Genomic DNA, 22,190 nt, shown 5'->3' with positions numbered 1-22,190 from the left:
GAAAAAATACCATTGAATAATATTTTGTTAGTATGTTATTATTCTATCGATATGTTAACTTAAAATATTTTAGGTTAACATATTTATTTGAATCGCCAGGCAGTATTGATACTGCTAAATGTTAAGTGCTGCCCATTGTGGTTAATGGTGCACATGTGACCAATTGGTTGGAAGGGAAAGTGGATTGGGGATGGAGACGCTCACGGTTGGAGCATCAGGTGGATATATTGCAGGCAGCTGGTCTTTATTTACCAGACCGGGTTATGCTCCTTTTCTAGGAATTGCATAGTCAAGGAATCCATAAACCAGCGATTCGGCACACAATAAAGAAAAGAGGGATAGGTTTGGAAACAATGGTAAGGGACTGGAAGATGTTAGCGGAGAACGTTATCAAAGGATATAAAGTGACGGAGGAAGAGGCATTATCCATCGTACAAGCCCCAGACGAAGAGGTTTTGGAAATTTTGAATGCAGCCTACTTGATACGCAAGCATCATTATGGGAAAAAAGTTAAATTGAATATGATCATCAATACGAAATCAGGATTATGTCCCGAAGATTGCGGCTACTGCTCGCAGTCGATCGTGTCGGAAGCCCCGATCGATAAATATGCTTGGCTGACGAAAGAAAAGATTGTCGAGGGAGCACAAGAATCAATTCGTCGCAAAGCCGGTACTTATTGCATCGTTGCGTCTGGCCGTCGTCCGACCAACAGAGAAATCGATCATGTCATTGAAGCGGTGAAAGAAATCCGCGAAACGACGGATCTTAAAATCTGCTGCTGCTTAGGTTTCCTTAATGAGGAACATGCGGGCAAACTAGCGGAAGCAGGCGTTCATCGCTACAACCACAATTTGAATACATCACAGGAAAACTACAGTAAAATTACATCGACGCATACATATGAAGACCGAGTAGATACAGTCGAAGCTGTGAAAGAAGCCGGAATGTCCCCATGTTCTGGTGCCATTTTCGGTATGGGGGAATCTGAGTCGGAAGCGGTGGAAATCGCCCTATCCTTACGCAGCCTTGATGCAGATTCCATTCCTTGTAATTTTCTCAATGCAATTGACGGAACGCCGCTTGAGGGAACTTCCGAGTTGACCCCCACTAAATGCCTGAAATTGATTTCGATGATGAGATTCGTTAATCCGAGTAAAGAAATCCGTCTGGCCGGCGGTCGTGAGGTCAATCTCCGTTCCATGCAGCCCATGGCACTTTATGCAGCCAATTCCATCTTCGTCGGCGATTATTTAACGACAGCGGGTCAAGAACCCACAGCCGATTGGGGAATCATCGAAGACCTTGGATTCGAAATTGAAGAATGTGCTCTTTAATTGGAAACTTTTAAAAAACACCCTCAGGGTGTTTTTTTTTTTCGATAAAATACTGTTTTATGAAACCCTTACTGAATTGAAGAAATGAACTGAATGTCTTTTTTGAAGGGTTAGTTAATATAGAATGTTGATTTCCGCTCCAGGCACTCGCTTTCCGCGGGCGGTTCGGGAGCCTCCTCGGCGCTTTGCGCCTGTGGGGCTCCCTTGGCCTCGCATTTCCCGCAGGAGTCTCGCGCCTTCCGTTCCAATCAACTGGAATGTTTTTTATAAAAATCTGCAGGTAAACTTATTGGATTGAAGAAAAGGTCTGAATGTCTTTTTTGAAGGGTTTTTTTTATATAGAATGTTGATTTCCGCTCCAGGCACTCGCTTTCCGCGGGCGGTCCGGGAGCCTCCTCGGCGCTTTGCGCCTGTGGGGTCTCCCTTGGCCTCGCATTTCCCGCAGGAGTCTCGCGCCTTCCGTTTCAATCAACTGGAATGTTTTTTATAAAAATCTGCAGGTAAACTTATTGGATTGAAGAAATGAGCTGAATGTTTTTTTTGAAGGGTTAGTTAATATAGAATGTTGATTTCCGCTCCAGGCACTCGGTCCGGGAGGCTCCCCGGTGCTTTGCGCCTGTGGGGTCTCCCCTGGCCTCGCATTTCTCGCAGGAGTCTCGCGCCTTCCGTTCCAATCAACTGGAATGATTTTTTAAAAATATCTGCAGGTAAACTTATTGGATTGAAAAAATGAACTGAATGTCTTTTTTAAAGGGTTTCTTTTATATAGAATGTTGATTCCCTCTCCAGGCACTCGCTTTCCGCGGGCGGTCCGGTAGCCTCGCATTTCCCGCAGGAGTCTCGTCACCCGCTTCAATCAAATTTGTTTAAAAAATTCAGATAGAAACCCATTTCGATAATAGGAGGCTCGGATTGAGCTCACCCTGAAACACCCTTATTGGATGGAAGAAATTTGCGACACTCCTGCCGAATAACTGGCTAGCCAAGACCCCACAGCCGTTTGCGGTGAGGAGGCTTAGCAGACAGTCGGCGGAAAGGGAACGGATTTCTGAAATCAACTAAACACCTTTCAAGAAAAAAACAGCAGGCAAACTCACTCTTTATGGTTTTGCTGTAAGCGGGCTATTGGTCTGTCAATCTTTACAAAAATAAAAAAATGATTGATAAGTGAAAATAATGAAAAAAAAATGCTAAATTGTAAGGAGAGGTTTTTTAACGAATTACCTCAATACGATAATATTTGCAGTATTGTGGTAAATGAATATGATTTAGGGAAAGAATCAGTATTGGTAATATCAATAATGAGAGGATAGTTTTGTGTGATGCATATATGGCTGATTAGTTTTATTATTTTATTATTGCTATTAATTTTTTATACGATTATCCCAACGGTGGTTATTCGTGTATGCAGTCTGGGAATAACAAAGAAAATCAATTCGAATAATGGGATTGCGCTAACTTTCGATGATGGCCCAAACCCTGAATATACAATAAAATTACTTGACCTTTTAAAAGAGTATGAGATAAAGGCTACATTTTTTGTTGTTGGAAGTAAAGTGAAAAGTAATCCTGAGATTATTAAAAGGATCCATGAAGAGGGACATACTATCGGTATCCATCATTTTCATCATGTTTCAAGTTGGGTGTTATCACCAATCCATCTACGGAAACAGTTGGAAATGACTGAAAAGGCGATAAATGAAGTTACGAATGAAAAGGTTATTTTTTATAGACCGCCATGGGGCCATTTTAATCTATTCACCCCACTTTTCAGTAAGAAATATAGAGTGATAATGTGGTCCGGCATCTTCGGGGATTGGAAGGCCGAAAATTGCAAAAATACTCTGCTTGATCAACTGCGAAGCACTTCGACGGAAGGTTCCATCCTGTTGCTTCATGACTGTGGTGAAACCTTGGGGGCGGATAAAGAGGCACCAGGCTATATGATTGAAATGTTGAAAATTTACCTGCAGGAAAGTAAGGGAAAAGGAATACACTTCATTACTTTAAAAGACTTATAATTAATTCTGGGGGTATTATGAATATAGATACGCTTTTACATTTTATTGATACATATGGATACCTGATCATTTTTCTTTTTTTATTCTTCGGCATTGTGGGAGTGCCTGCTCCAGAAGAATCACTTTTATTTCTGATTGGGGTGTTGGTAGCACAAGGTAAGCTCTCACTGGGTTTGGCCATGCTGTGTGCAATTCTCGGTGCCTTTATCGGAATGCTTGCAGCTTATGCATGCGGAAAATATGTGGGGTATCCATTTATAAATAAATATGGAAGATTCATTGGGATTACGACTGAACGCTGGGAGAAAGCAAAGAAAAACTATACGGATAATGCACAAAAAACATTGGTATTGGGATTTTATATTCCGGGAATAAGACAAATTAGTCCATATTTCGCAGGAATCTCTTCTATACCTTTTCGGAAATACTTTCTATTTTCACTATTAGGCACTATTCTATGGACCGTCCCTTTTATAGTGGCCGGTTATTATATCGGGGATGCTTTTGATGTTAATCCCAAATATGTTCCATATTTAGGTGTTGTATTTTTAATTATTTTTGTACTATATGTTACTATCAAATACGTGAAAAAGAGAAAACTAATGTCCAAAAGTTGAGTCGGATCCTTATTATAAAACGTTGGAAATTTATTGTAAGAGGAAGATATCATGAACTATATATTTTGTATTTTCAGAATGGTTTCTTAGGAGATGACACATATGAAGAAGGTTTTGTTTTTACCTCTCTTTCGAATGCAGTCGGGACATCATCAAGTTGCAGAGGCATTAATGGATATGTTAAAAAAGCATTCAAATGGGATTACTTATAAGAAAATCGATCTAATCAGTTATACCAATACCTCTCTAGAAAAAATCATTGTAACTAGTTATCTAACATGGATCCGTTATGCGCCGGAAACCTATAATCTTGCCTATAAGAATCTGTTTTATGTGCACACTCCAAAGGAACGGATATTTAAGTGGTATCAGCAATTATTCATGAATAAATTAGAACAATTGATAGCAGAAGAAAAGCCTGATTTAATTGTGTGTACACACGGTTTCCCTTCCTATCTTTTAAGTCAGCTAAAGATGAAAGGGAAGTGCGGCACACCGGTGATAAACGTGTACACGGACTACTTCATTAATAATGTGTGGGGAAGCGAAGGGATAGATGCCCATTTTCTTCCTAGTCAAGAAGTAAAAGAAAAGCTGATGAGTAAGCGTCAAATACCAAAACAAACGATGATGGTCACTGGCATCCCCGTGCACGAGGAAATCACTAAAATTGCTCGTGTCCAAAGAAACACAGCACGGCCAAAAATTTTGATATCCGGAGGAAATAGCGGTCTGGGAGGGATTTTAAACTTAGGTGATGAGTTAAAGAATTCAACCGACTTTGATTATTTAGTCCTTTGCGGAAATAACAACAAGCTATATGAAGAAATCGAAACATGGAACTTACCACATATCAAACCATTGCCTTATATCTCATCAAGGTCTGAAATGAATAAGCTTTATGAAGAAGTTGACGCAATCGTTACGAAACCGGGCGGTGTCACGATCAGCGAAGCATTGCGAAAAAGGCTTCCCATATTTGTTCATTCGAGGCTTCCCGGGCAGGAGGAAATTAATCTGCAATATTTAAAACAACAAGGACTTGTATTTAAACTTAATCAGATAACGCCTTTTGAAAAACAATTGCTGAGTATATTGAAGGATCAGAAAAAAATGAAAAAGTGGAACACATCCATAGAAGCTTATCATCAGGAAATAGAGTTGGAGAAACCTGAGGGAATAGTGGAGGTCATGAAATTGATCCTTAATCTTAATCAAAACGGAACACCTTCCTATCTAGCCCGACAGCCCAAACTTCTTTATAGCTGATCTCAGTAAGAAAGGCCTTTTATGCTAGTGAAGTCATTGACCATAGTTTGATGCATACTTAACAGGAAGGCTGCTGAATCAGTAGCCTTCCTGTTTAAAATGTCTCGCAAATGATAGAGCCTGTCTGAGAAATATCATAATCACCTAAAGCTTTGATTTCAGCTTGAAATGAATTCAATGATAAAATGCGCTTAACAACGTTTATGAGCTGTTCGTTTTTAGGAGATTTTAAAATAACAAGGTCATAACGTTCTGTAATTAATGGGACAAAGTCAATTCCAACGATTTTTGCAGCTTTTTCAATTCCAACACCCACATCCGCTATCCCAGCAGAAACAGCTGAAGCCACACTTAAGTGGTTGGTCTCTTCGTTTTCATATCCCTTAAGATTTTTAGAAGATATACTGTGAATTCTTAGCTGCTCATCAAGAAGAATTCGTGCTCCCGATCCTCTTTCTCGATTGATGATGGCCAAGTCTTTATGTTTTAAATCAGTCCAAGTTGTGAGGCCAAAAGGATTTCCCTTTTTAACATATAAACCAGCTTTCCTTGAAACAAGATTAAGTAAAATATAAGGATAACCCACCAAAATCTTTTTTATATAAGGAAGATTATATTCCCCAGTATCTCCATCAAACATATGCAAACTAACGATGTCGGATTCCCCATTGTACATGGATATAAGACCGCTGAGACTACCTGTATTAGATCGTAATGTTTTATAGCTGGTGTCCTTCTGAATGTACTGCCCTAGTATATCTAACACCATGTCTTGACCGCTTATGACAAGGGAATCCTTCACTTCGTTTTTAGGGGAATCGGCAACAGGAACTGGGGATGTACTGGACTTATGGTTATAAATATACAACTCCAAGTCTTTTGCATCCATTCTCATCTGCCTTCCCACACGGAATACTGGGAGGTCCCCTTTTTTAACAAGATCATAAATTGTCAATTTAGATACCTTTAAAAGCTGTGCCACTTCCTCGATCGTATAGGAAAGCTCTTTTGACATGTGCATCCCTCCGTTCTTTATTGTATCTTAGAGTTCTTAAAAAAGTAAATTCACAGCAAAAAGGGCATTGATTAAAACCTTTTATACGTCTTATACTAGTTATAATTAGATATAACTAATTATAACTAGTAAGGAAGGAAGAGGGACTTTGAAAAAAATATACCTTTTGATTTTTTCGATAATGATGCTTGTGATAGTGGGGGCAGGGTGTTCAAGTGATGAAGAAAAGGGTACAGAAAAGCAGACGCAACAAGCTGACGAGAAAGTGGAACTGATGGTTTCGGCAGCTGCAAGTTTGCAGGATGCCTTAAATGATATAAAGAAGTCTTTTGAAAAAGAGAATGCAAATGTAGAAGTTCATTATAACTTTGGAGCCTCTGGAGCTCTTCAGCAGCAGATATCCCAAGGCGCACCTGTCGACCTGTTTTTCTCAGCTGCAGAAGATAAATTTGATAAATTAGTAGAGGAAGATCTTATTGAAGAGAAAAACGGAATCGATTTAGTCGGCAATGATCTGGTGCTGGTGGTTCCAAAGGACTCTGATAAAGGGATAAAAGCGATAGAAGACCTTACTAAATCTACTAAAATATCCATCGGTACCCCTGAGTCAGTACCTGCAGGACAATATGCAAAGCAAACATTAGAAAAACTAAACCTCTGGAAAGAGATTGAAGGAAAACTGGTCTATGCTAAGGATGTTCGTCAAGTGCTTACATATGTAGAAACAGGAAATGTGGACGCAGGACTTGTTTATAAAACAGATGCCTTAAGCTCAGAAAAAGTAGAAATCGTTGCAGTGGCTGATAAAGAAGTGCACGATCCTATTATCTATCCGGTAGGTGTGATTAAGGAAAGTTCGCATCCTAAAGAAGCCCAACTATTTTACGAGTATCTCCAAAACAAAGATTCAAAGAAGGTTTTTGAAAAATACGGATTTGGAAATTTGAATTAATGCCGCAGTTTTGTAAAATAAAGATAAATTTCATACTATAACAAAGGCCACCAATTTGGTGGCCTTTTCTTTTGTGTGTCCTGCATGGGTGAAATCTACAGGGTGCAACCCGAATATGAAAGCCATATCAAGTAAATGTAGGAGAAAGATCGGGGAAAGATTGTACTTTCCCCAGAGGTCTGTAACCTGTTCGGTGATGGACAGCTGAATTATCAGAACTTGATCTACCTCTACTCCACAGCCTTGCTCTCATCTTTTCTTGTTTTGGTCAAATAGAATACCAAGCCTAAGATAATTACGAGGAAGATCAAACTGGTTCCCGTCGTACCTAGACCAAGGCCACCCTTATCACGAGGTTGTGACAGATAGTCGCCAAGAGAGGCGCCGAGAGGACGAGTCAAGATGTAGGCGATCCAGAAGGAAAGGACTGTATTTAGTTTGAAACCGTAGTGGGCGATGGTCACCACCCCAATCAATGCCGCAAACATAAGTGCTGACTTCCAATAGCCCATGTTGAGACCTTCTGCTATGAGATCACCAGCTGCGGTACCCAAGGCGAAGGTGAACAAGATGGCCAACCAGTAGAACGCTTCTCGTTTGGACGTGTAGATAGAGTGAATGGACAGTGTCTTCTCACTCGCATACCAAGCCGCAAACGTCGCAAGCATCGCAACTGTGAAGATGATAGTTGTGGTCACCAGACTGACCCCAAGATTGTCCACGAGGTTGTCGGTAATTAGCGTGCCTACAACACTAATCATCACTACCGTAAACCAGTAAATCCTTGGCACATACTTACTCGCTTTGAATTGGAAGAAAAGCGTTATGATCAAAAGGACACTCATGATTAAAGTTGTGTTGGTCAAGCCCAATTTCAGATTTCCAATCAGGAAGTCTGCGGCCGTCTCGCCCACAGTGGTTGCCATTATTTTGATGATCCAGAAATAAATGATGACTTCAGGAACCTTGTTCAACATCTGACGCCCGATGGATGGGCTTTTTGTATCATTCATTTATGAATCCTCCTTATCTTCTTTTGTTTTATTTCGTTTTCGATATATTAACCATATCAAGTCAACCTTAACGCAACTTGAAAAAAGGATTAAAAATCAATTAAAAGGCGAAATTAAAAGCAAAATAATGCTAAATTGTAGAAAGAGCATTTCAATAATTAGTAAAAGCGAGTAATATGCAAGACTTTGGAGCAAATATAGAAGGGTATTGAATGATAAGAGGACGACAATTTTCTGTATTTAGGATGGAACTAATATTCCTAGCTAAATTCGATAAATACATGTGGATGTGGCTTCCTTTCCATATTGCACGCACTCAAATAGGAGGGTTTTAAATGAAACAGCGTATTTTGGTTGTAGAAGATGAAGTCCAGATAGCAACGATATTAAAGATAGAACTCGAGTACGAAGGGTATGAAGTGCTTGTGGCCCATACTGGTAAGGCGGGGTTGGAAGCTGCATTACAGGGGGAATTAGATTTAATACTTTTAGATGTTATGTTACCTGAAATGAATGGTATTGAAGTTTTAAGAAGAATACGAAATGAAAACACTTTACTGCCAATCATCCTATTAACAGCTCGTAATATTACGATGGATAAGGTGACGGGACTAGATCAGGGAGCCAATGACTATATAACGAAGCCTTTTGAAATCGAGGAGTTATTGGCAAGAATACGTTCTTGTATTCGTCAGAATTCAATAGCTGCCAAAGCTTCAAAAGTAGAAGAATCGATCTTATCAATTAAGGATCTATTCATTAATCTCGATACTAGGGAGGTTAACAGGGGCGGTTTTTCTATAGCGTTAACCCCGAAGGAATTTGATTTACTCGTTTATTTACTAACCAATAAAAATAAAATAGTGACACGAGAAAATATCTTGATAAATGTATGGGGTTATGAGTATGAAGGGGAGACCAATGTAATTGATGTGTATATCCGTCATTTAAGAAAGAAAACGGAAGAAGGTTTTTCTGATCCAACGATTATTCAGACGATAAGAGGAATTGGCTATACAGTAAGGGAGAATTAAGTAATGAAAATTACTACAAAAATTAACCTGATCACGACTGCTTGGATACTCTGTGTGTTGGTTGCCGTTAATACAGTTGTATTTTTTTCTTTTATGAAAATTACTGTAAATATGGAAGAGGATATATTAGTTCACAAAGCGCAAAATATTATTGCTGAAATTCAAAAGGATGATTCTCCTCAAGAGATAGAAAAAAAATTAACAACATATTTAACGAATCATTCATTTATACGGATCATTCAACCTGATTCTCAAATTAGTAGTGAAGTATCCAGTGACCATTATTTGATTACCAAATTTAAAGGGGAATTTTCAAGCGAACAAGAATCGCAAAGAAGTACAATTAGACAAGCTCTTAAAGAAGAGCAAATATTAATTGTTAGAGTTCCTATCCTATCTAAAGGTAAAGTTGTTGCAACTTTAGAAATTGGAGATAGATTACTAGGACTGGAATTAGGGAAGGATGTATTACTTTCCATTTTGACATTTTGTACCCTATTAGGGGCGGGGTTATCGTTGCTAGGCGGCAGGTGGTTATCGAATGTAATTATGAGACCTATTTCCAATATGATTAATACGATGGAGGATATTGAACAAAGCGGTATACCAAAAAAAATCATCATCCAACATGAAACAAAGGATGAACTGCAAAAAATGGCTGTTACATTCAATCGGATGATGGGCAGATTGGATGCAAATTTGGATAAACAGAAACAATTTATTTCGGATGCTTCCCATGAAATAAAGACCCCGCTTACGATTATAAAAAGTTATGCTGACCTACTGCGAAGACGTCGTATACAAAACGAAGAGAAAGCAATTGATGTTATAAATGTAATTCATTCAGAGGCAACCCGTATACAGAAAATGACGGAAAGACTGCTAGAATTAGCCGATACAGAATTGGAAAATACTTTGGATTATAAATCATTGAATGTAATAACTTTATGTCAGAACGTGTTTAATCAATTCAAAGAAGTCTATGATCGTGAAATAGATTTTCATTATCAAGAAGATTCCATTATGGTTATAGCGGATGAATTGAAGATAAAACAGGTGATCATTATCCTTTTAGATAACGCAATCAAATATAGTACTGACAAAATTGATGTGTATGTAAAGGATCAGTTATACTCTACGGTCATTAGGGTAAAAGATTATGGGATTGGAATACCTGAGAATGAAATAGAAAATATCTTCGAACGTTTTTACCGGGTGGATAAGGCTAGAAGCCGGGAGACAGGTGGAACAGGGCTAGGTTTGTCGATAGCCAAAAATATAATGAATCAACATAATGGGGATATTAAAGTGGTTAGTACCGATGGAAAAGGAACAGAGGTGGTATTGTCCTTACCCAAAAGGTAATCTGCTACTTGCTAAATGATTAAGAAGGGGCAAGATAATTTGCCGCTAAATACAAGAATGAGGTGTTCTGTGAGTGACACTACTATGATGATTAGCTTGAGTATCTTATTATTGCTATTTCTCATTTATACGATTGTCCCAACGGTATTTATTCGTGTATGCGGACTGGGCATAACCAAAAATATCAAGAGGAATAATAGGATAGCCCTAACTTTTGATGATGGACCTAACCCTGAATATACGACACAATTACTTGACCTTTTAAAAAGGTATAAGTTAAAGGGTTCGTTTTTTGTTGTGGGCAGTAAAGTGAAAAATAACCCAGATATCATTAAACGAATGCATGAAGAAGGACATACAATTGGAATCCATCATTTTGATCATATTTCAAGCTGGGTCCTTACGCCATTTCATTTAAGGAAACAGTTAGATATGACTGAAAAGGCCATAATGGAATGTACCAATGAAAAGGTCACTTTTTACAGACCTCCATGGGGCCATTTTAATATTTTTACGCAAATTGCCAGTAAGAAATTTCAAGTGATCATGTGGTCAGACATTTTCGGAGATTGGAAAGTGGAAACATGCAAAAATGACCTACTTGATCAATTGCGAAAAACGTCAACAGATGGTTCCATTCTCCTGCTCCATGACTGTGGGGAAACCTTGGGGGCGGATAAAGAAGCGCCTCGATATATGATTGAAGCCTTGGAAGTTTACCTACAAGAAACAATAAAAAAGGGAACACAATTTATTACATTAAAGGACTTATAAACTGATTCGAGGGGATTTTATGAATATAGATAGTATCTTACATTTTATTGACTTATATGGCTATCTGATCATTTTTCTTTTTTTATTCATGGGCATTGTGGGAATTCCCGCCCCAGAAGAATCTCTTCTATTTCTAATCGGAGTCTTGATTGGACAAAATAAGCTCTCTTTTGGTTTAGCCACGCTGAGTGCAATCCTTGGAGCCTTTATAGGGATGCTTATCGCTTATGTATGTGGGAAATACGTTGGATATCATTTTATAAATAAATTTGGGAAATACGTGGGCATTACAAATGATCGCTGGGAGAAAGTACAGGGAAAGTATATGAAAAATGTCCAAAAAACAATTGTGTTTGGATTTTATTTACCAGGAATAAGACAAATTAGTCCGTATTTTGCAGGAATCAATCATATCCCCTTCTGTAAATTTCTCCTCTTTTCCCTGTTGGGCACGGTTCTCTGGACTGTCCCTTTTATATTGGCAGGGTATTATATGGGCAATGCCTTTCATATAAATCCGGAATATGTTCCACTTTTAGGTGTCGTATTCATAATTTTTTTATTGATATACGTTTCCATCAATTATTTGAAGAAGAAAAAAAAGAATGCCCAAAAATAGGGCCCACTCCATAAGGATGATTCCCGTCCCGATTGGAATAACCAGTTTTTACAATTGGTTTTCTAATCGGGCTATTTAGTTTAGAGAAGGGGACTTAAGATACACTGAACGTATCATTAAAAATTGATTAAAAAGAAAGTATTTAACAAAATCAGTGATATATTGTAAGAGGAAAAAAGCTCTTGAACATGCAAATAGTCTTTTTTTCTTAGTGTGAAATCATCGTATTAAAAGAATGATTTCTATAGGAGATGACATATATGAAGAAGATTTTGTTTTTACCTCTCTTTCGCATGCAGTCAGGACATCATCAAGTTGCAGAGGCCTTAATGGATATGTTTAAAAAACATACAAACGGAGTTACTTTGAAAAAAGTGGATCTGTTAAGTTATACGAGTAACTCTTTAGAAAAAATGGTAACGACTGGGTACTTAAAATGGATCCGTTATGCACCTGAAACTTATAATCTCGCTTATAAAAACCTTTTTTACGTTTCCTTGGCGAAGGAACGTTCCTTTAAATGGTATCAATATATATTCTTGAAGAAAATGGAGCAACTGATAGCGGAGGAAAAGCCAGATTTAATTGTGTGTACACACGGGTTCCCTTCCTATCTTTTAAGCCAGTTGAAAATAAAAGGGAAATGCAATATCCCAATCATCAACGTATATACGGATTTCTTTATTAATAATGTGTGGGGAAGCAAGGAGATTGATTTTCATTTTCTTCCTACCCAGGAATTGAAAGAAAAGCTAATAATCAAGAATCAAATACCGAAACATAATATGATGGTAACTGGTATTCCTGTGCATGAGGAAATTACTAAAAGAGCCCGTGTATTAAAAAACGCAGATCGCCCCAAAATTTTAATCTCAGGAGGAAACAGTGGCCTGGGTGGGATATTGAATTTAGCTGATGAGTTAAAGAAATCAACTGACTTTGATTATTTTGTACTTTGTGGTAACAACAAAAAGCTATATGATGCAATAGATACGTGGAATTTAGCTCATATTAACCCATTACCTTATATCTCATCAAGGTCAGAAATGAACAAACTTTATGAAGAAGTGGACGCAATCGTTACGAAACCCGGCGGTGTAACCATTAGTGAAGCACTTCGAAAAAGGCTACCGATTTTTGTTCATTCAATGCTTCCAGGACAGGAGGAAATTAATCTACAGTATTTAAAAGACCATAAACTTGTATTTGAACTCAATCACAATTTATCATTTGAAAAACAAATACTCAGTATTTTAAAGGACCATAAAAAAATGGATCAGTGGAATATATCCATCGAATCTTATCAAAAGGATATAGAGCTGGAAAAACCTGAGGGAATAGTGGAAGTAATGAAATGGATCCTTAATCTTAAACAAGCAAGTAAGCCGTCATACCTAACCAATCAGTCAAAAGTTATTTATAGCTAGGGGTAATTCAGTTCCAGTAACGTGATGTTAAAATTATCTGTTCTGTATTTAATGAATCGACGGGAAGATTCGTTTAATCAGAAGCACTTTGTAGTGTGCGCAATTGGGTGTTCTACAAGGGGAATTATCAACAACGGTCGAGAATTTTTTAAGAGAAAAGCTGAAAATGAAAGAGGGAATCTGATTTATGAACGATTTTATCCAATCTATCCTACTTACACTTATGGATTATGGGTACCTTGGAATTACTCTCGGTCTTATGATTGAAATCATTCCTAGTGAAATTGTATTATCTTATGGAGGCTTTTTAGTATCCCAAGGAAACATCAGTTTTGTAGGGGCGGTTATTGCCGGAACAATTGGTGGAACCATCGCTCAGATCTTTGTTTATTTAATCGGATATTATGGTGGAAGACCATTTTTAGAACGATACGGAAAGTATATTTTCATACACAAGAAACATATTGAGCTATCGGAATCTTGGTTTACTAACTATGGACCAAGTGTCATTTTTACGGCTCGGTTCATTCCGGTTGTCAGACATGCTATTTCGATACCAGCAGGGATTTCTAAAATGTCTTTAATAAAATTCACGAATTATACGCTACTAGCCGTACTTCCATGGTCTGTGCTTTTTGTATTTCTCGGGATGAAGTTAGGAAGCAATTGGGGACAGATTAATGAGATGGCCAAGCCCTATATCCAGCCAATCGCAGTAGTTGCGGTTCTTATTATTGCAGGAATGTTCATTCGCGGGTACATGAAAAAAAAGAAAAACAAAGTTTTATGAAGTTTATGGATTTAAGGAAGGGTTGTTATGAAACATAATAGGATAATTACAAAAGCCTTTATAACAACAGGAACCGAACCGATAAACGTGAAAAACTTCACAACGGATCATCGATATTGACGGTAATAGCTTTGCAAGGGGAAATTCGATGGAAGCAACTGGGTTTTATAATATGTATTAACTAAAAAGACCACCAATTTGGTGGTCTTTTTTTATAATTTACGGGGAAATAGATTGGTATTTCTTCCTTTATTTTGAAACTTTATCGTCCGTAATCCGTATATGATGTGAGTGAAAGTGAAAAATCAAGAAAGCCCCAATTAAGAAAACACCATTTGAAATGGATGGGTTAACGGTCGTTGTTAGGTTTTCTCATAATATTAAGATTCTTTTATTTGTAAATTTGATTAATGGAAGGAATATAGAAGCAATAGAAAACACCAGTTTCAGTTGTTTTATTTTTTTTGCCTTACTATTGATTGCGAAATTTGGAATTATTCCTCATGATTCAAAACAGGGGGATTTACAGAATTGATGATGTCAGAGGATGTTCAATATTCTTGTGAATACAAATATGTAATTAAGAAAGAGGAAATATGAAAAAAATTCCGCTAACATTATTAATCATCGGAATATCCATTACCTTTGTCTTAAGCTTTGCCATGCCAGAGTTGGCAGGCAAAGTAAAAAACGATATAAGCTCTATGAAAATCCTATACTCCTACAGCGTTACAAAGTCATTCTTGGAACAAACCGAAGAAACAATCGAAATGGCATCTGTACCTAGGGGAAAAATTAAGACCCAAGATGTTAATATCCGCACAGATGTTCAGCTTGAAGAAACACCACTGAATATTCAGGGTGTAGTGAAGGAAAACCTAAACAAGCCAGAAGAGTACAAACACGAAGTCACCGTAACTGGACCCAAAAAAGGGTTTACCTATCGGAAATATTACCTTACCAAAAATTACGATAAAGGAACTTACACAGTTATACGGACTAATAAAATAACTGGAAAAGAAAAGGAGTATGCCGGAACGTACTATGAACCGAGTACTCAGGATCCTATTATCGCGTGGTCACGTGACAAAAGGTAAAAAAGGTATGTGATTGATTACAGCTCTTATTACTACGCTTATCCCATTGTTACAATAGATAAAAACGATAGTCTAAAACAAGACCCCCATTCTAGGTGGATTTTTTAATTAATGAACATGATTAACATGAAAGTCGGGGGAAAAAATGGAAAAACCAGTTACAATCGAGAATTACAACCCTAATTGGGTTACTGAATTCGAACAGGAAAAAGCAAAGATTAAGGAAGTCCTAAAGGACAAGCCTATTTGTGTTGAGCACATTGGGAGTACGTCCGTCAAAAAGGCTTGGGGGCAAAACCGATTTTGGACATCATGGCTGGTGTAAAGCAATTAGAAGAAGCTGACACGTTCATTGAACCATTGAAATCGATCGTGTATGAATTTGTCCCGCATAAGGAGTTTCCCGAAAGGCGTTTTTTTAGAAAAGGGCAATGGAGAGCGGGGACACATCATTTGCATATCTATAGATTCGGAAGTGAATTATGGAAGAACCATCTTTCATTCAGGGACTATCTAAGAAGCCATCCTGACGTACGGAAACAATATCAAGAATTAAAATTATCCTTAGCTCAAAAGCATCCTGGGGATGTAGCGGGGTACACGAAAGCGAAAGCTCCATTTATATTAAATGTCATGAAGAAAGCGAAATATCTAAAGGAATGTACATGAAAGGGAGGCATACATGAGAAAGGTCGAGGTCGTACCATATAAGAAAGAATGGTCCAAGCTATTTTATGATGAATGCCAAAAATTAGAGGATATTTTCGGGCCTGGATTGATAAAGTTATATCATATTGGCAGTACAGCCATCCCGGCCATCCATGCCAAGCCAGTAATAGATATTTTGGCAGTGGTAAAAGATGTGGAATGTGTGGCTGATTTTAATAAAGAGATGGAAGAGATAGGGTATGATGCCAGGGGAGAGAACGGAATCGCTGGACGAAGGTTTTTTCTTAAAGGCGGGGATGAGAGGTCGCACCATATACACATGTTTGAAAAAGGACATGAAGAAATAGCCAGACACCTCGCTTTTCGGGATTATTTGCTATCACACCCTGAGGAAGCACAAAGGTATAGCAGGCTGAAGCAGCGCTTGGCAGCGGAATTCCCAGATGATATTAAAGGATATGTAAACGGGAAAAATGATTTTATAAAAGAGGTTGACGAAAAAGCGAAACATTGGGCGAAGCGTGGTGATCATCATGTTAATGAAGTGGATTAAATGCCAAGTGAATGAGGAAAACAAGCGTTCATTCTCAAAGGCACAAGAGAGATGGGGGGAATTGCGCCATTGTTCTGGTTTCATGGGACAAATCGGAGGGTGGAATAGAAATGACCCCTATGAAGCAGGCATTCTCTCCGTTTGGAAAGATCTTTGTTCATATCAAAGTTTCATGCAGCATCAGCATGATGAAATAATCGGGAAGAGTGACCAAGGAAGTACATATACAAATATTTCTGTCGATATCTACGAGAGCATATCCAATATAGGAACAACGGACATTACGTATTTTTTGAACAAAGGGATATTGCTGCGAGTGGCTGACTGTTCTGTTGAAAAGGATAATCATGCCCGTTTTGAGCAGGTACTAAAAGGTGTAGGGAATAGGGGCATGCTGACAGACGCATTCTGTAAAAGGCAAAACGGCAGTTACCTGGCCGCATCATTATGGGACAATGAAGATTCACATCAACGGTACGCGGATAAGGAATTGCCTGCACTGATAAACGGATCGGGAATGAAAGGTTCAACCCAGCGCATTTCAGTAAGTTTAATTGAATTGCATCCAAAGTGGGCGGTCATTTAGTATTAAACATTATCAATCTATCAATTTGAACAGTCAATGGAGTATTGGATTGTTGCAGTCTTAATGGTATGGCTCTAAGAACATATTCTACAGAAGGGTGATAACAAATGAAACTAGATTATGATTCACAATATATCAGGGGCATCTACCTCAATAGAGACCGAATATCTTCGTATGACCATTTCCCTCTTGATCTTCCGGTTATCAGGCACCTTCAGGAAGTTGCTTTTCATCCCAGTGTTACCTATGTCATCGGGGAAAATGGAATGGGGAAGTCCACCTTGCTTGAAGGCATTGCGATTGCGTATGGCTTCAATCCAGAAGGAGGAACGTTGAATTTCAATTTTTCCAATTATGATTCACATTCCAATTTGGACGAATACCTCCGTTTGAAAAAAGGCGTATACAAGCCGAAGGATCATTTTTTCTTTAGGGCGGAAACCTTTTATAATTTAGCTACGAATATAGAGGAATTGGACAGGGAGGCATCGTTTGGGTCGAAAATCATTGATTCCTTCGGTGGAAAATCACTTCACCAGCAATCTCATGGGGAATCGTTTTTTTCTGCTTTTGTAGAACGATTTCAAGGCAATGGATTGTATATCCTCGATGAGCCTGAAGCTGCTTTGTCGCCATTGAGACAAATATCGATGCTGGCCAGGATAAATGAGCTTGCCAAACAAGGTTCCCAATTCATCATTTCCACCCATTCCCCGATCATCATGGCCTACCCAGATGCTAAAATCCTCCAAATTTCAGATGATGGAATGAGTGAGGTGACTTTAGAGGATTCCAATCACTATTTGTTAATGAAACAGTTTTTTGAAGATAAAGATCGGCTGCTTCATCATCTATTTCAGTAATTTATATAACGTTTTTTACGGATATTAATATATGTCTGTAGTATTAGGAAGGGTGTAAATCATGATATTAATTACAGGTGCGACAGGTAACGTAGGAAGGGAAGTCGTGAGGCAATTAAAAAACGAAGGGGTTTTGTGTAAAACAGCAAGTCACCGGAAAGACCAAGGTGACCGCTATTTGAACTTTGAGGATGTTTCATCTATTTCGGGAGCTTTAGAAGGGGTGCACTCCATCTTTTTAATGAGGCCTCCGCAGCTTGCTGATGCAAATAAGTATTTCCGTCCGTTCATTGAAGAAGCGATAAAGCAAAAGGTGAATCATATCGTTTTTCTTTCCGTACTGGGGGCGGATAAAAACAAGATCGTCCCACATGCCAAAATTGAAAAACTCATTGTCGAATCAAACATTCCCTATACGTTTCTGCGCCCCAGTTTCTTTATGCAAAACCTACTTACACAACATGGAGAAGAATTAAGGAAGAAACATGATATATATGTCCCGGCAGGTAAAGGAAAAACAAGCTTTATTGATGTGCGTGATATTGGCGTCGCTGCAAAGACAACCTTGTTAAATAAAGAACATCTATGGAAATCTTATGATTTAACAGGAAATGAATCATTGTCTTATCAAGAGGTAGCTGAAATCTTCAGTAATAAGACAGGGAAAACCTTCACTTATTCCAATCCAAGCATTTATGAATTTTGGAAAACATATAAAAGGAAGGGGATAAGTACAGAAAAAATAGTCGTAATGATAGGGATTTACACGACTGCAAAAATCGGTTTGGCGAAACGGGTAACAAGTGACTTACGTGATATTTTGGGCCGTGCTCCCATTTCCTTTGCACAATTTGTACAGGATAATATAGGCTTATTGAAAGATTAAGGAAAAACCAAACCCCGTCTGCACTGCGCATACGGGGTTTTCATTTTTTTGGAATTCCTTGTTGACAGCTTAGGTGTATTACGGGTATAGTACATCTATAAGGTGTATGAACCACTTAGTACATACACGTATTTTAGACCTTTTTAAATAAATAGGGGGTGGTTTTAATGAACGTAAATACCCGGGAACCGGTATATCTGCAGGTCGTTAGGCATTTTAAAGAACAAATAGCCATAGGCAAATTCGTGGCTGGACAGGAAATTCCATCGCGAAGGGAACTGGCGGCTTCACTGAACATAAATCCAAATACCGCTCAAAAAGCGTATAAAGAAATGGAGGAACAGGGCTTGATTCATACTGAACGAAATTTCCCCAGTCAAATCACGACGAATGAAACGATTTTACAGGCTGTGAGGCAGGAATTGATTTTGGCAGCCGTCGATACGTTTGTCGATGCGATTCGTCCGATTAATGTACCAGTTGAAGAACTGCTGCGTGTGGTTAAAGAAAAATACTCGGAAGAAATAAGGGAGGAGGAAGAAAAATGATAGAAGTAAAAAAGATCTCCAAGAATTATGGGCGGAAAAAGATCTTGGATAGTGTTTCATTTACAGCCAATAAAGGGGAAGTCACTTGCCTGATCGGGATAAATGGTGTCGGTAAAACGACAACACTCAAAGCGATCATGGGATTGACGCCATATAAAGGTGAAATCCTGATCGATGATCAAAAGATGACAAAGGAAAGGTATGAAAAAATCACCTTCATTCCGGACGCACCGACCATGCTTCCGCAAATGACTATTAAACAGGCCATGGTTTTCATGTCGGATTTCTATACGTCCTGGAATCCGGAAAGAGCTAACCAACTGCTGGGGTTTTTCAAGCTTAAAGAGGAGAGTCGCATTACGGAACTGTCAAAAGGGAATACAGCTAAGCTCAACCTGATGCTTGGTCTGTCACTTGACGTCGATTATGTGCTGATGGACGAACCATTTTCGGGAATCGATATATTCAGCCGCGAGCAAATCGCCGATGTTTTTGCGAGCCACCTGATTGAAGAAAGAGGAGTCATCATCACGACCCATGAAATCGGTGATATCGAGCATTTGATCGACAAGGTCATTTTATTGGATAACGGTACGGTGCTTAAAGAGTTCAATACAGAAGAAATGCGTGAAGAAGAAGGGAAATCGGTAGTCGATGTAATGAGAGAGGTGTATCAATCATGATGCGATATATAAAACTAGTGAACTTTGAAATCAACCGTTTCAGTAAAATCTATCTTAGCTTATTGTTGATAACCTTGGTTTCGCAATTTGCCGGGGTGCTGATCGTAACGAAGAGTCTTCTTAATGATGCCAAGGAAATCATGTTGCAAGAAAAACTATCGGAAGCCGCTTATGTTGCCAATTATGGAGGAATTGATTTTACCCATATCGCCAATACGCTCTGGTTTTTAGGACCGATTGCGCTGAGTGCGGTTGCCCTTATTTTTTATATTTTCCTTATTTGGTACCGTGATTGGTTTGGAAAAAATACATTCATTTATCGCATATTGATGTTACCGACATCCAGATTATCGATCTACCTTTCCAAAGCCACGGCCATCTTCTTGATGGTGTTAGGAATGGTTGCTTTCCAAATCATCATTTTACCAATGGAAAATACGCTATTTAATTCAAAAATACCGGAAGCGTTCTTGAATGAAATGTCAATTCCTACCATCGCTAAAACCAGTCCGATTTTGGCAATGATCATTCCAAACAACTTCACAGAATTCCTGCTATCCTATGGTATCGGCCTTATGGTCATGTCGATCGTATTCACAGCAATCATGTTTGAACGGAGTTTCCGCATTAAAGGAATCATATTGGGGTTGGTGTATGGCGGAGTTACTGCTGCGCTGTTTTTAGCTCCTGTTTTCATAATGGATAGTGGAATTTTCCATTTTTACTCGAATGAATTATTCAGTCTTCTGCTCACATTGGGAATCATCGTGACAGGATTATCAATTTGGCTTGGTTCATGGTTATTGAAAAACCGCGTTACCGTATAAAAACAATTAAAAAAGGAGAGTGAACAGGGTGAAACGTTATTTATGCAGCATCATTATTAGCTTGGTTGTCCTCTTAAGCATCGGGACCTATTATGTCAAAGTAGCTTCCTCCGCTTCCAGCCTTCCAAGGTATACGTTCAAGACAATTGAAGGCAGCGATATAGAGCTTGATCCGGTCATCGTACAAGCAACACTTGGAAATGGTAATTTTTATGAACCATTGACGATTGAATCCAATCGAACCACATATGGCAGCGATAGGCCATTATGGTCTGACGGATATGATCATCAAATTGAAAGATTAATAAAAGAACATCGTTCGTTTATGCGTGGCAAGGATTCCATTAGTTCTTTATATGAAGACGATGATTTTCTCGCTTACGCTTGGGTGAATAGCGATTTTACGAATAACGGGAAAATGGAAGCGGAGTTTGATATCGGTTTACTGGAGAAGAAAGACGAAGAGGAAACTTCTTTCCAAATTGAACTTCCCCATCAAGAGAGAATCATGAATGTTGATGTCAGGGATGTGCAGTTGGTCCATTCAAAACTACAGGTGTTAACGATGAATGATGTGAATTCCAACAGTGAGAAGCAAACGAAAGAAGTTCATCTGTATACGATCGATTTAGCTAATAAAAAAGTCTTGAGCGATAAAACCCTTGTATCTGAAACCTTTACTTACCCTAATCAAGTTGATTTTGAAATGCCAATTGATGTTGCTCCTTCTCAGCCGAACAGCATGGTTTTAATTTCGTTAATTAAAGGAGTAAATCATGAGGAGGGTCCCTTTGAGGAAAAACTAAAAGAAAGCAAGCTGATATCTTATAATTATGAAACGGAAAAATTAGAAACGGTAATAAAAGGACCGCTTAGCCTTGACATGGCAAGATCAGGATATGCAGACGGGAAAAACCTATATGCAGTTGAAATGAAATCAGGAAAATATCGTATTAAGACATTTGACCTCAGCAGTCGAACGTTAACGAATGATAGGGAGCTGGATATAGCTGCTAATAAGGAAGAACAATATACCGCTGCCTTTAAAAACGGGCGTGTGTACTTCCTATTAAACGAAATGAATCAAGAGGGCAAATTAAACAAGCCAGCCAAACTTCTAATTGCAGATTTAAAGACTGGAAAGACTTTATATAAAGGTGAAACAGTCATAAATAAAAAGAACAGCAAAAGTTTTGGACTTTATATCGATGACTTGGAAATAAAATAAAGACCTACTAAAGCTTT

22 protein-coding genes and 1 pseudogene are annotated in these 22,190 nt (G+C 38.4%); 21 read left to right on the top strand and 2 right to left on the bottom strand.

What is annotated here, in order from left to right; all coding sequences use genetic code 11:
- The first annotated feature begins 353 nt into the window (after positions 1-353).
- The 4 genes from bioB to ACFVS1_RS21345 all read left to right on the top strand — a co-directional run bounded on the left by bioB (position 354) and on the right by ACFVS1_RS21345 (position 5,244).
- The gene (gene bioB / locus ACFVS1_RS21360; protein WP_352925191.1) at positions 354-1,337 is read left to right on the top strand and encodes a biotin synthase BioB; all 984 of its coding nucleotides are present in this window, start codon (positions 354-356) and stop codon (positions 1,335-1,337) included.
- Positions 1,338-2,659: 1,322 nt separating this feature from the next.
- The gene (locus tag ACFVS1_RS21355) at positions 2,660-3,358 is read left to right on the top strand and encodes a polysaccharide deacetylase family protein (RefSeq protein WP_387550665.1); all 699 of its coding nucleotides are present in this window, start codon (positions 2,660-2,662) and stop codon (positions 3,356-3,358) included.
- A gap of 17 nt (positions 3,359-3,375) precedes the next feature.
- Positions 3,376-3,975 (top strand): DedA family protein, encoded by a 600-nt coding sequence (locus ACFVS1_RS21350; RefSeq protein WP_387550304.1) that lies wholly within the window; start codon positions 3,376-3,378, stop codon positions 3,973-3,975.
- 102 nt (positions 3,976-4,077) lie between these two features.
- The gene (locus tag ACFVS1_RS21345) at positions 4,078-5,244 is read left to right on the top strand and encodes an MGDG synthase family glycosyltransferase (RefSeq protein ID WP_387550302.1); all 1,167 of its coding nucleotides are present in this window, start codon (positions 4,078-4,080) and stop codon (positions 5,242-5,244) included.
- Positions 5,245-5,338: 94 nt separating this feature from the next.
- Here the strand turns inward: ACFVS1_RS21345 and ACFVS1_RS21340 are convergent, their stop codons facing one another.
- Positions 5,339-6,259, bottom strand: coding sequence for a substrate-binding domain-containing protein (locus ACFVS1_RS21340; RefSeq protein WP_387550300.1), 921 nt, complete (start codon positions 6,257-6,259; stop codon positions 5,339-5,341).
- 148 nt (positions 6,260-6,407) lie between these two features.
- Here ACFVS1_RS21340 and modA point away from each other — a divergent pair, with 148 nt between their 5' ends.
- Positions 6,408-7,211 (top strand): molybdate ABC transporter substrate-binding protein, encoded by an 804-nt coding sequence (gene modA, locus ACFVS1_RS21335; RefSeq protein ID WP_387550298.1) that lies wholly within the window; start codon positions 6,408-6,410, stop codon positions 7,209-7,211.
- A 230-nt stretch (positions 7,212-7,441) separates the two neighbouring features.
- Here modA and ACFVS1_RS21330 read toward each other — a convergent pair whose 3' ends face one another.
- Positions 7,442-8,224: a COG4705 family protein gene (locus ACFVS1_RS21330; RefSeq protein WP_387550296.1), complete on the bottom strand. Its 783-nt coding sequence runs from the start codon at positions 8,222-8,224 to the stop codon at positions 7,442-7,444.
- A 335-nt stretch (positions 8,225-8,559) separates the two neighbouring features.
- Here ACFVS1_RS21330 and ACFVS1_RS21325 point away from each other — a divergent pair, with 335 nt between their 5' ends.
- The 16 genes and pseudogenes from ACFVS1_RS21325 (at position 8,560) to ACFVS1_RS21250 (ending at position 22,173) form a co-directional block, all read left to right on the top strand.
- Positions 8,560-9,258 (top strand): response regulator transcription factor, encoded by a 699-nt coding sequence (locus ACFVS1_RS21325; protein WP_352924995.1) that lies wholly within the window; start codon positions 8,560-8,562, stop codon positions 9,256-9,258.
- Between the two features lie 3 nt (positions 9,259-9,261).
- Positions 9,262-10,623 carry a sensor histidine kinase gene (locus ACFVS1_RS21320; protein ID WP_387550294.1) on the top strand — a complete coding sequence of 454 codons (1,362 nt, stop codon included), beginning with the start codon at positions 9,262-9,264 and terminating at the stop codon, positions 10,621-10,623.
- 69 nt (positions 10,624-10,692) lie between these two features.
- A complete protein-coding gene (locus tag ACFVS1_RS21315; protein WP_387550292.1) occupies positions 10,693-11,397 on the top strand; it encodes a polysaccharide deacetylase family protein in 705 nt (234 codons plus the stop codon).
- Positions 11,398-11,416: 19 nt separating this feature from the next.
- Complete coding sequence (locus ACFVS1_RS21310; protein ID WP_387550290.1) at positions 11,417-12,016, top strand: DedA family protein; 600 nt, start codon at positions 11,417-11,419, stop codon at positions 12,014-12,016.
- Between the two features lie 260 nt (positions 12,017-12,276).
- Entirely contained in the window at positions 12,277-13,443 is a 1,167-nt protein-coding gene (locus ACFVS1_RS21305; protein ID WP_387550288.1) for an MGDG synthase family glycosyltransferase, read from the top strand.
- 187 nt (positions 13,444-13,630) lie between these two features.
- Positions 13,631-14,233 (top strand): undecaprenyl phosphate transporter UptA, encoded by a 603-nt coding sequence (gene uptA, locus ACFVS1_RS21300; RefSeq protein ID WP_214790074.1) that lies wholly within the window; start codon positions 13,631-13,633, stop codon positions 14,231-14,233.
- Between the two features lie 596 nt (positions 14,234-14,829).
- Positions 14,830-15,330: a hypothetical protein gene (locus ACFVS1_RS21295; protein ID WP_387550285.1), complete on the top strand. Its 501-nt coding sequence runs from the start codon at positions 14,830-14,832 to the stop codon at positions 15,328-15,330.
- Positions 15,331-15,475: 145 nt separating this feature from the next.
- Positions 15,476-15,999, top strand: a pseudogene (locus tag ACFVS1_RS21290) (GrpB family protein).
- Between the two features lie 13 nt (positions 16,000-16,012).
- The gene (locus ACFVS1_RS21285) at positions 16,013-16,552 is read left to right on the top strand and encodes a GrpB family protein (protein WP_387550283.1); all 540 of its coding nucleotides are present in this window, start codon (positions 16,013-16,015) and stop codon (positions 16,550-16,552) included.
- Complete coding sequence (locus ACFVS1_RS21280) at positions 16,533-17,138, top strand: YdbC family protein (protein WP_387550281.1); 606 nt, start codon at positions 16,533-16,535, stop codon at positions 17,136-17,138. The genes ACFVS1_RS21285 and ACFVS1_RS21280 overlap by 20 nt, the downstream gene beginning before the upstream one ends.
- A 107-nt stretch (positions 17,139-17,245) precedes the next feature.
- Entirely contained in the window at positions 17,246-18,001 is a 756-nt protein-coding gene (locus tag ACFVS1_RS21275) for an AAA family ATPase (protein WP_387550279.1), read from the top strand.
- Between the two features lie 61 nt (positions 18,002-18,062).
- On the top strand, positions 18,063-18,887 hold the full coding sequence (locus ACFVS1_RS21270) for an SDR family oxidoreductase (RefSeq protein WP_352924985.1): 825 nt from the start codon (positions 18,063-18,065) through the stop codon (positions 18,885-18,887).
- A 167-nt stretch (positions 18,888-19,054) separates the two neighbouring features.
- Entirely contained in the window at positions 19,055-19,435 is a 381-nt protein-coding gene (locus ACFVS1_RS21265) for a GntR family transcriptional regulator (protein ID WP_241589958.1), read from the top strand.
- A complete protein-coding gene (locus tag ACFVS1_RS21260; protein WP_387550277.1) occupies positions 19,432-20,118 on the top strand; it encodes an ABC transporter ATP-binding protein in 687 nt (228 codons plus the stop codon). The genes ACFVS1_RS21265 and ACFVS1_RS21260 overlap by 4 nt, the downstream gene beginning before the upstream one ends.
- Positions 20,115-20,945 (top strand): hypothetical protein, encoded by an 831-nt coding sequence (locus ACFVS1_RS21255; protein WP_387550275.1) that lies wholly within the window; start codon positions 20,115-20,117, stop codon positions 20,943-20,945. The genes ACFVS1_RS21260 and ACFVS1_RS21255 overlap by 4 nt, the downstream gene beginning before the upstream one ends.
- Positions 20,946-20,973: 28 nt before the next feature.
- Positions 20,974-22,173 carry a hypothetical protein gene (locus ACFVS1_RS21250; RefSeq protein WP_387550273.1) on the top strand — a complete coding sequence of 400 codons (1,200 nt, stop codon included), beginning with the start codon at positions 20,974-20,976 and terminating at the stop codon, positions 22,171-22,173.
- The last annotated feature ends 17 nt before the right edge of the window (positions 22,174-22,190 follow it).

Source organism: Peribacillus sp. NPDC058075 (genome assembly GCF_042885195.1).
Taxonomy (GTDB): Bacteria; Bacillota; Bacilli; order Bacillales; family DSM-1321; genus Peribacillus.
Note: the sequence above shows the minus strand (reverse complement) of the source record. Positions and strands in the feature narration are given on the sequence as shown.

Coding starts and splice junctions, on each gene's coding strand:
- bioB (WP_352925191.1), top strand. CDS start 354: ATGGTAAGGGACTGGAAGATGTTAGCGGAGAACGTTATCAAAGGATAT.
- ACFVS1_RS21355 (WP_387550665.1), top strand. CDS start 2,660: ATGCATATATGGCTGATTAGTTTTATTATTTTATTATTGCTATTAATT.
- ACFVS1_RS21350 (WP_387550304.1), top strand. CDS start 3,376: ATGAATATAGATACGCTTTTACATTTTATTGATACATATGGATACCTG.
- ACFVS1_RS21345 (WP_387550302.1), top strand. CDS start 4,078: ATGAAGAAGGTTTTGTTTTTACCTCTCTTTCGAATGCAGTCGGGACAT.
- ACFVS1_RS21340 (WP_387550300.1), bottom strand. CDS start 6,259: ATGTCAAAAGAGCTTTCCTATACGATCGAGGAAGTGGCACAGCTTTTA.
- ACFVS1_RS21330 (WP_387550296.1), bottom strand. CDS start 8,224: ATGAATGATACAAAAAGCCCATCCATCGGGCGTCAGATGTTGAACAAG.
- ACFVS1_RS21325 (WP_352924995.1), top strand. CDS start 8,560: ATGAAACAGCGTATTTTGGTTGTAGAAGATGAAGTCCAGATAGCAACG.
- ACFVS1_RS21320 (WP_387550294.1), top strand. CDS start 9,262: ATGAAAATTACTACAAAAATTAACCTGATCACGACTGCTTGGATACTC.
- ACFVS1_RS21310 (WP_387550290.1), top strand. CDS start 11,417: ATGAATATAGATAGTATCTTACATTTTATTGACTTATATGGCTATCTG.
- ACFVS1_RS21305 (WP_387550288.1), top strand. CDS start 12,277: ATGAAGAAGATTTTGTTTTTACCTCTCTTTCGCATGCAGTCAGGACAT.
- uptA (WP_214790074.1), top strand. CDS start 13,631: ATGAACGATTTTATCCAATCTATCCTACTTACACTTATGGATTATGGG.
- ACFVS1_RS21295 (WP_387550285.1), top strand. CDS start 14,830: ATGAAAAAAATTCCGCTAACATTATTAATCATCGGAATATCCATTACC.
- ACFVS1_RS21285 (WP_387550283.1), top strand. CDS start 16,013: ATGAGAAAGGTCGAGGTCGTACCATATAAGAAAGAATGGTCCAAGCTA.
- ACFVS1_RS21280 (WP_387550281.1), top strand. CDS start 16,533: ATGTTAATGAAGTGGATTAAATGCCAAGTGAATGAGGAAAACAAGCGT.
- ACFVS1_RS21275 (WP_387550279.1), top strand. CDS start 17,246: ATGAAACTAGATTATGATTCACAATATATCAGGGGCATCTACCTCAAT.
- ACFVS1_RS21270 (WP_352924985.1), top strand. CDS start 18,063: ATGATATTAATTACAGGTGCGACAGGTAACGTAGGAAGGGAAGTCGTG.
- ACFVS1_RS21265 (WP_241589958.1), top strand. CDS start 19,055: ATGAACGTAAATACCCGGGAACCGGTATATCTGCAGGTCGTTAGGCAT.
- ACFVS1_RS21260 (WP_387550277.1), top strand. CDS start 19,432: ATGATAGAAGTAAAAAAGATCTCCAAGAATTATGGGCGGAAAAAGATC.
- ACFVS1_RS21255 (WP_387550275.1), top strand. CDS start 20,115: ATGATGCGATATATAAAACTAGTGAACTTTGAAATCAACCGTTTCAGT.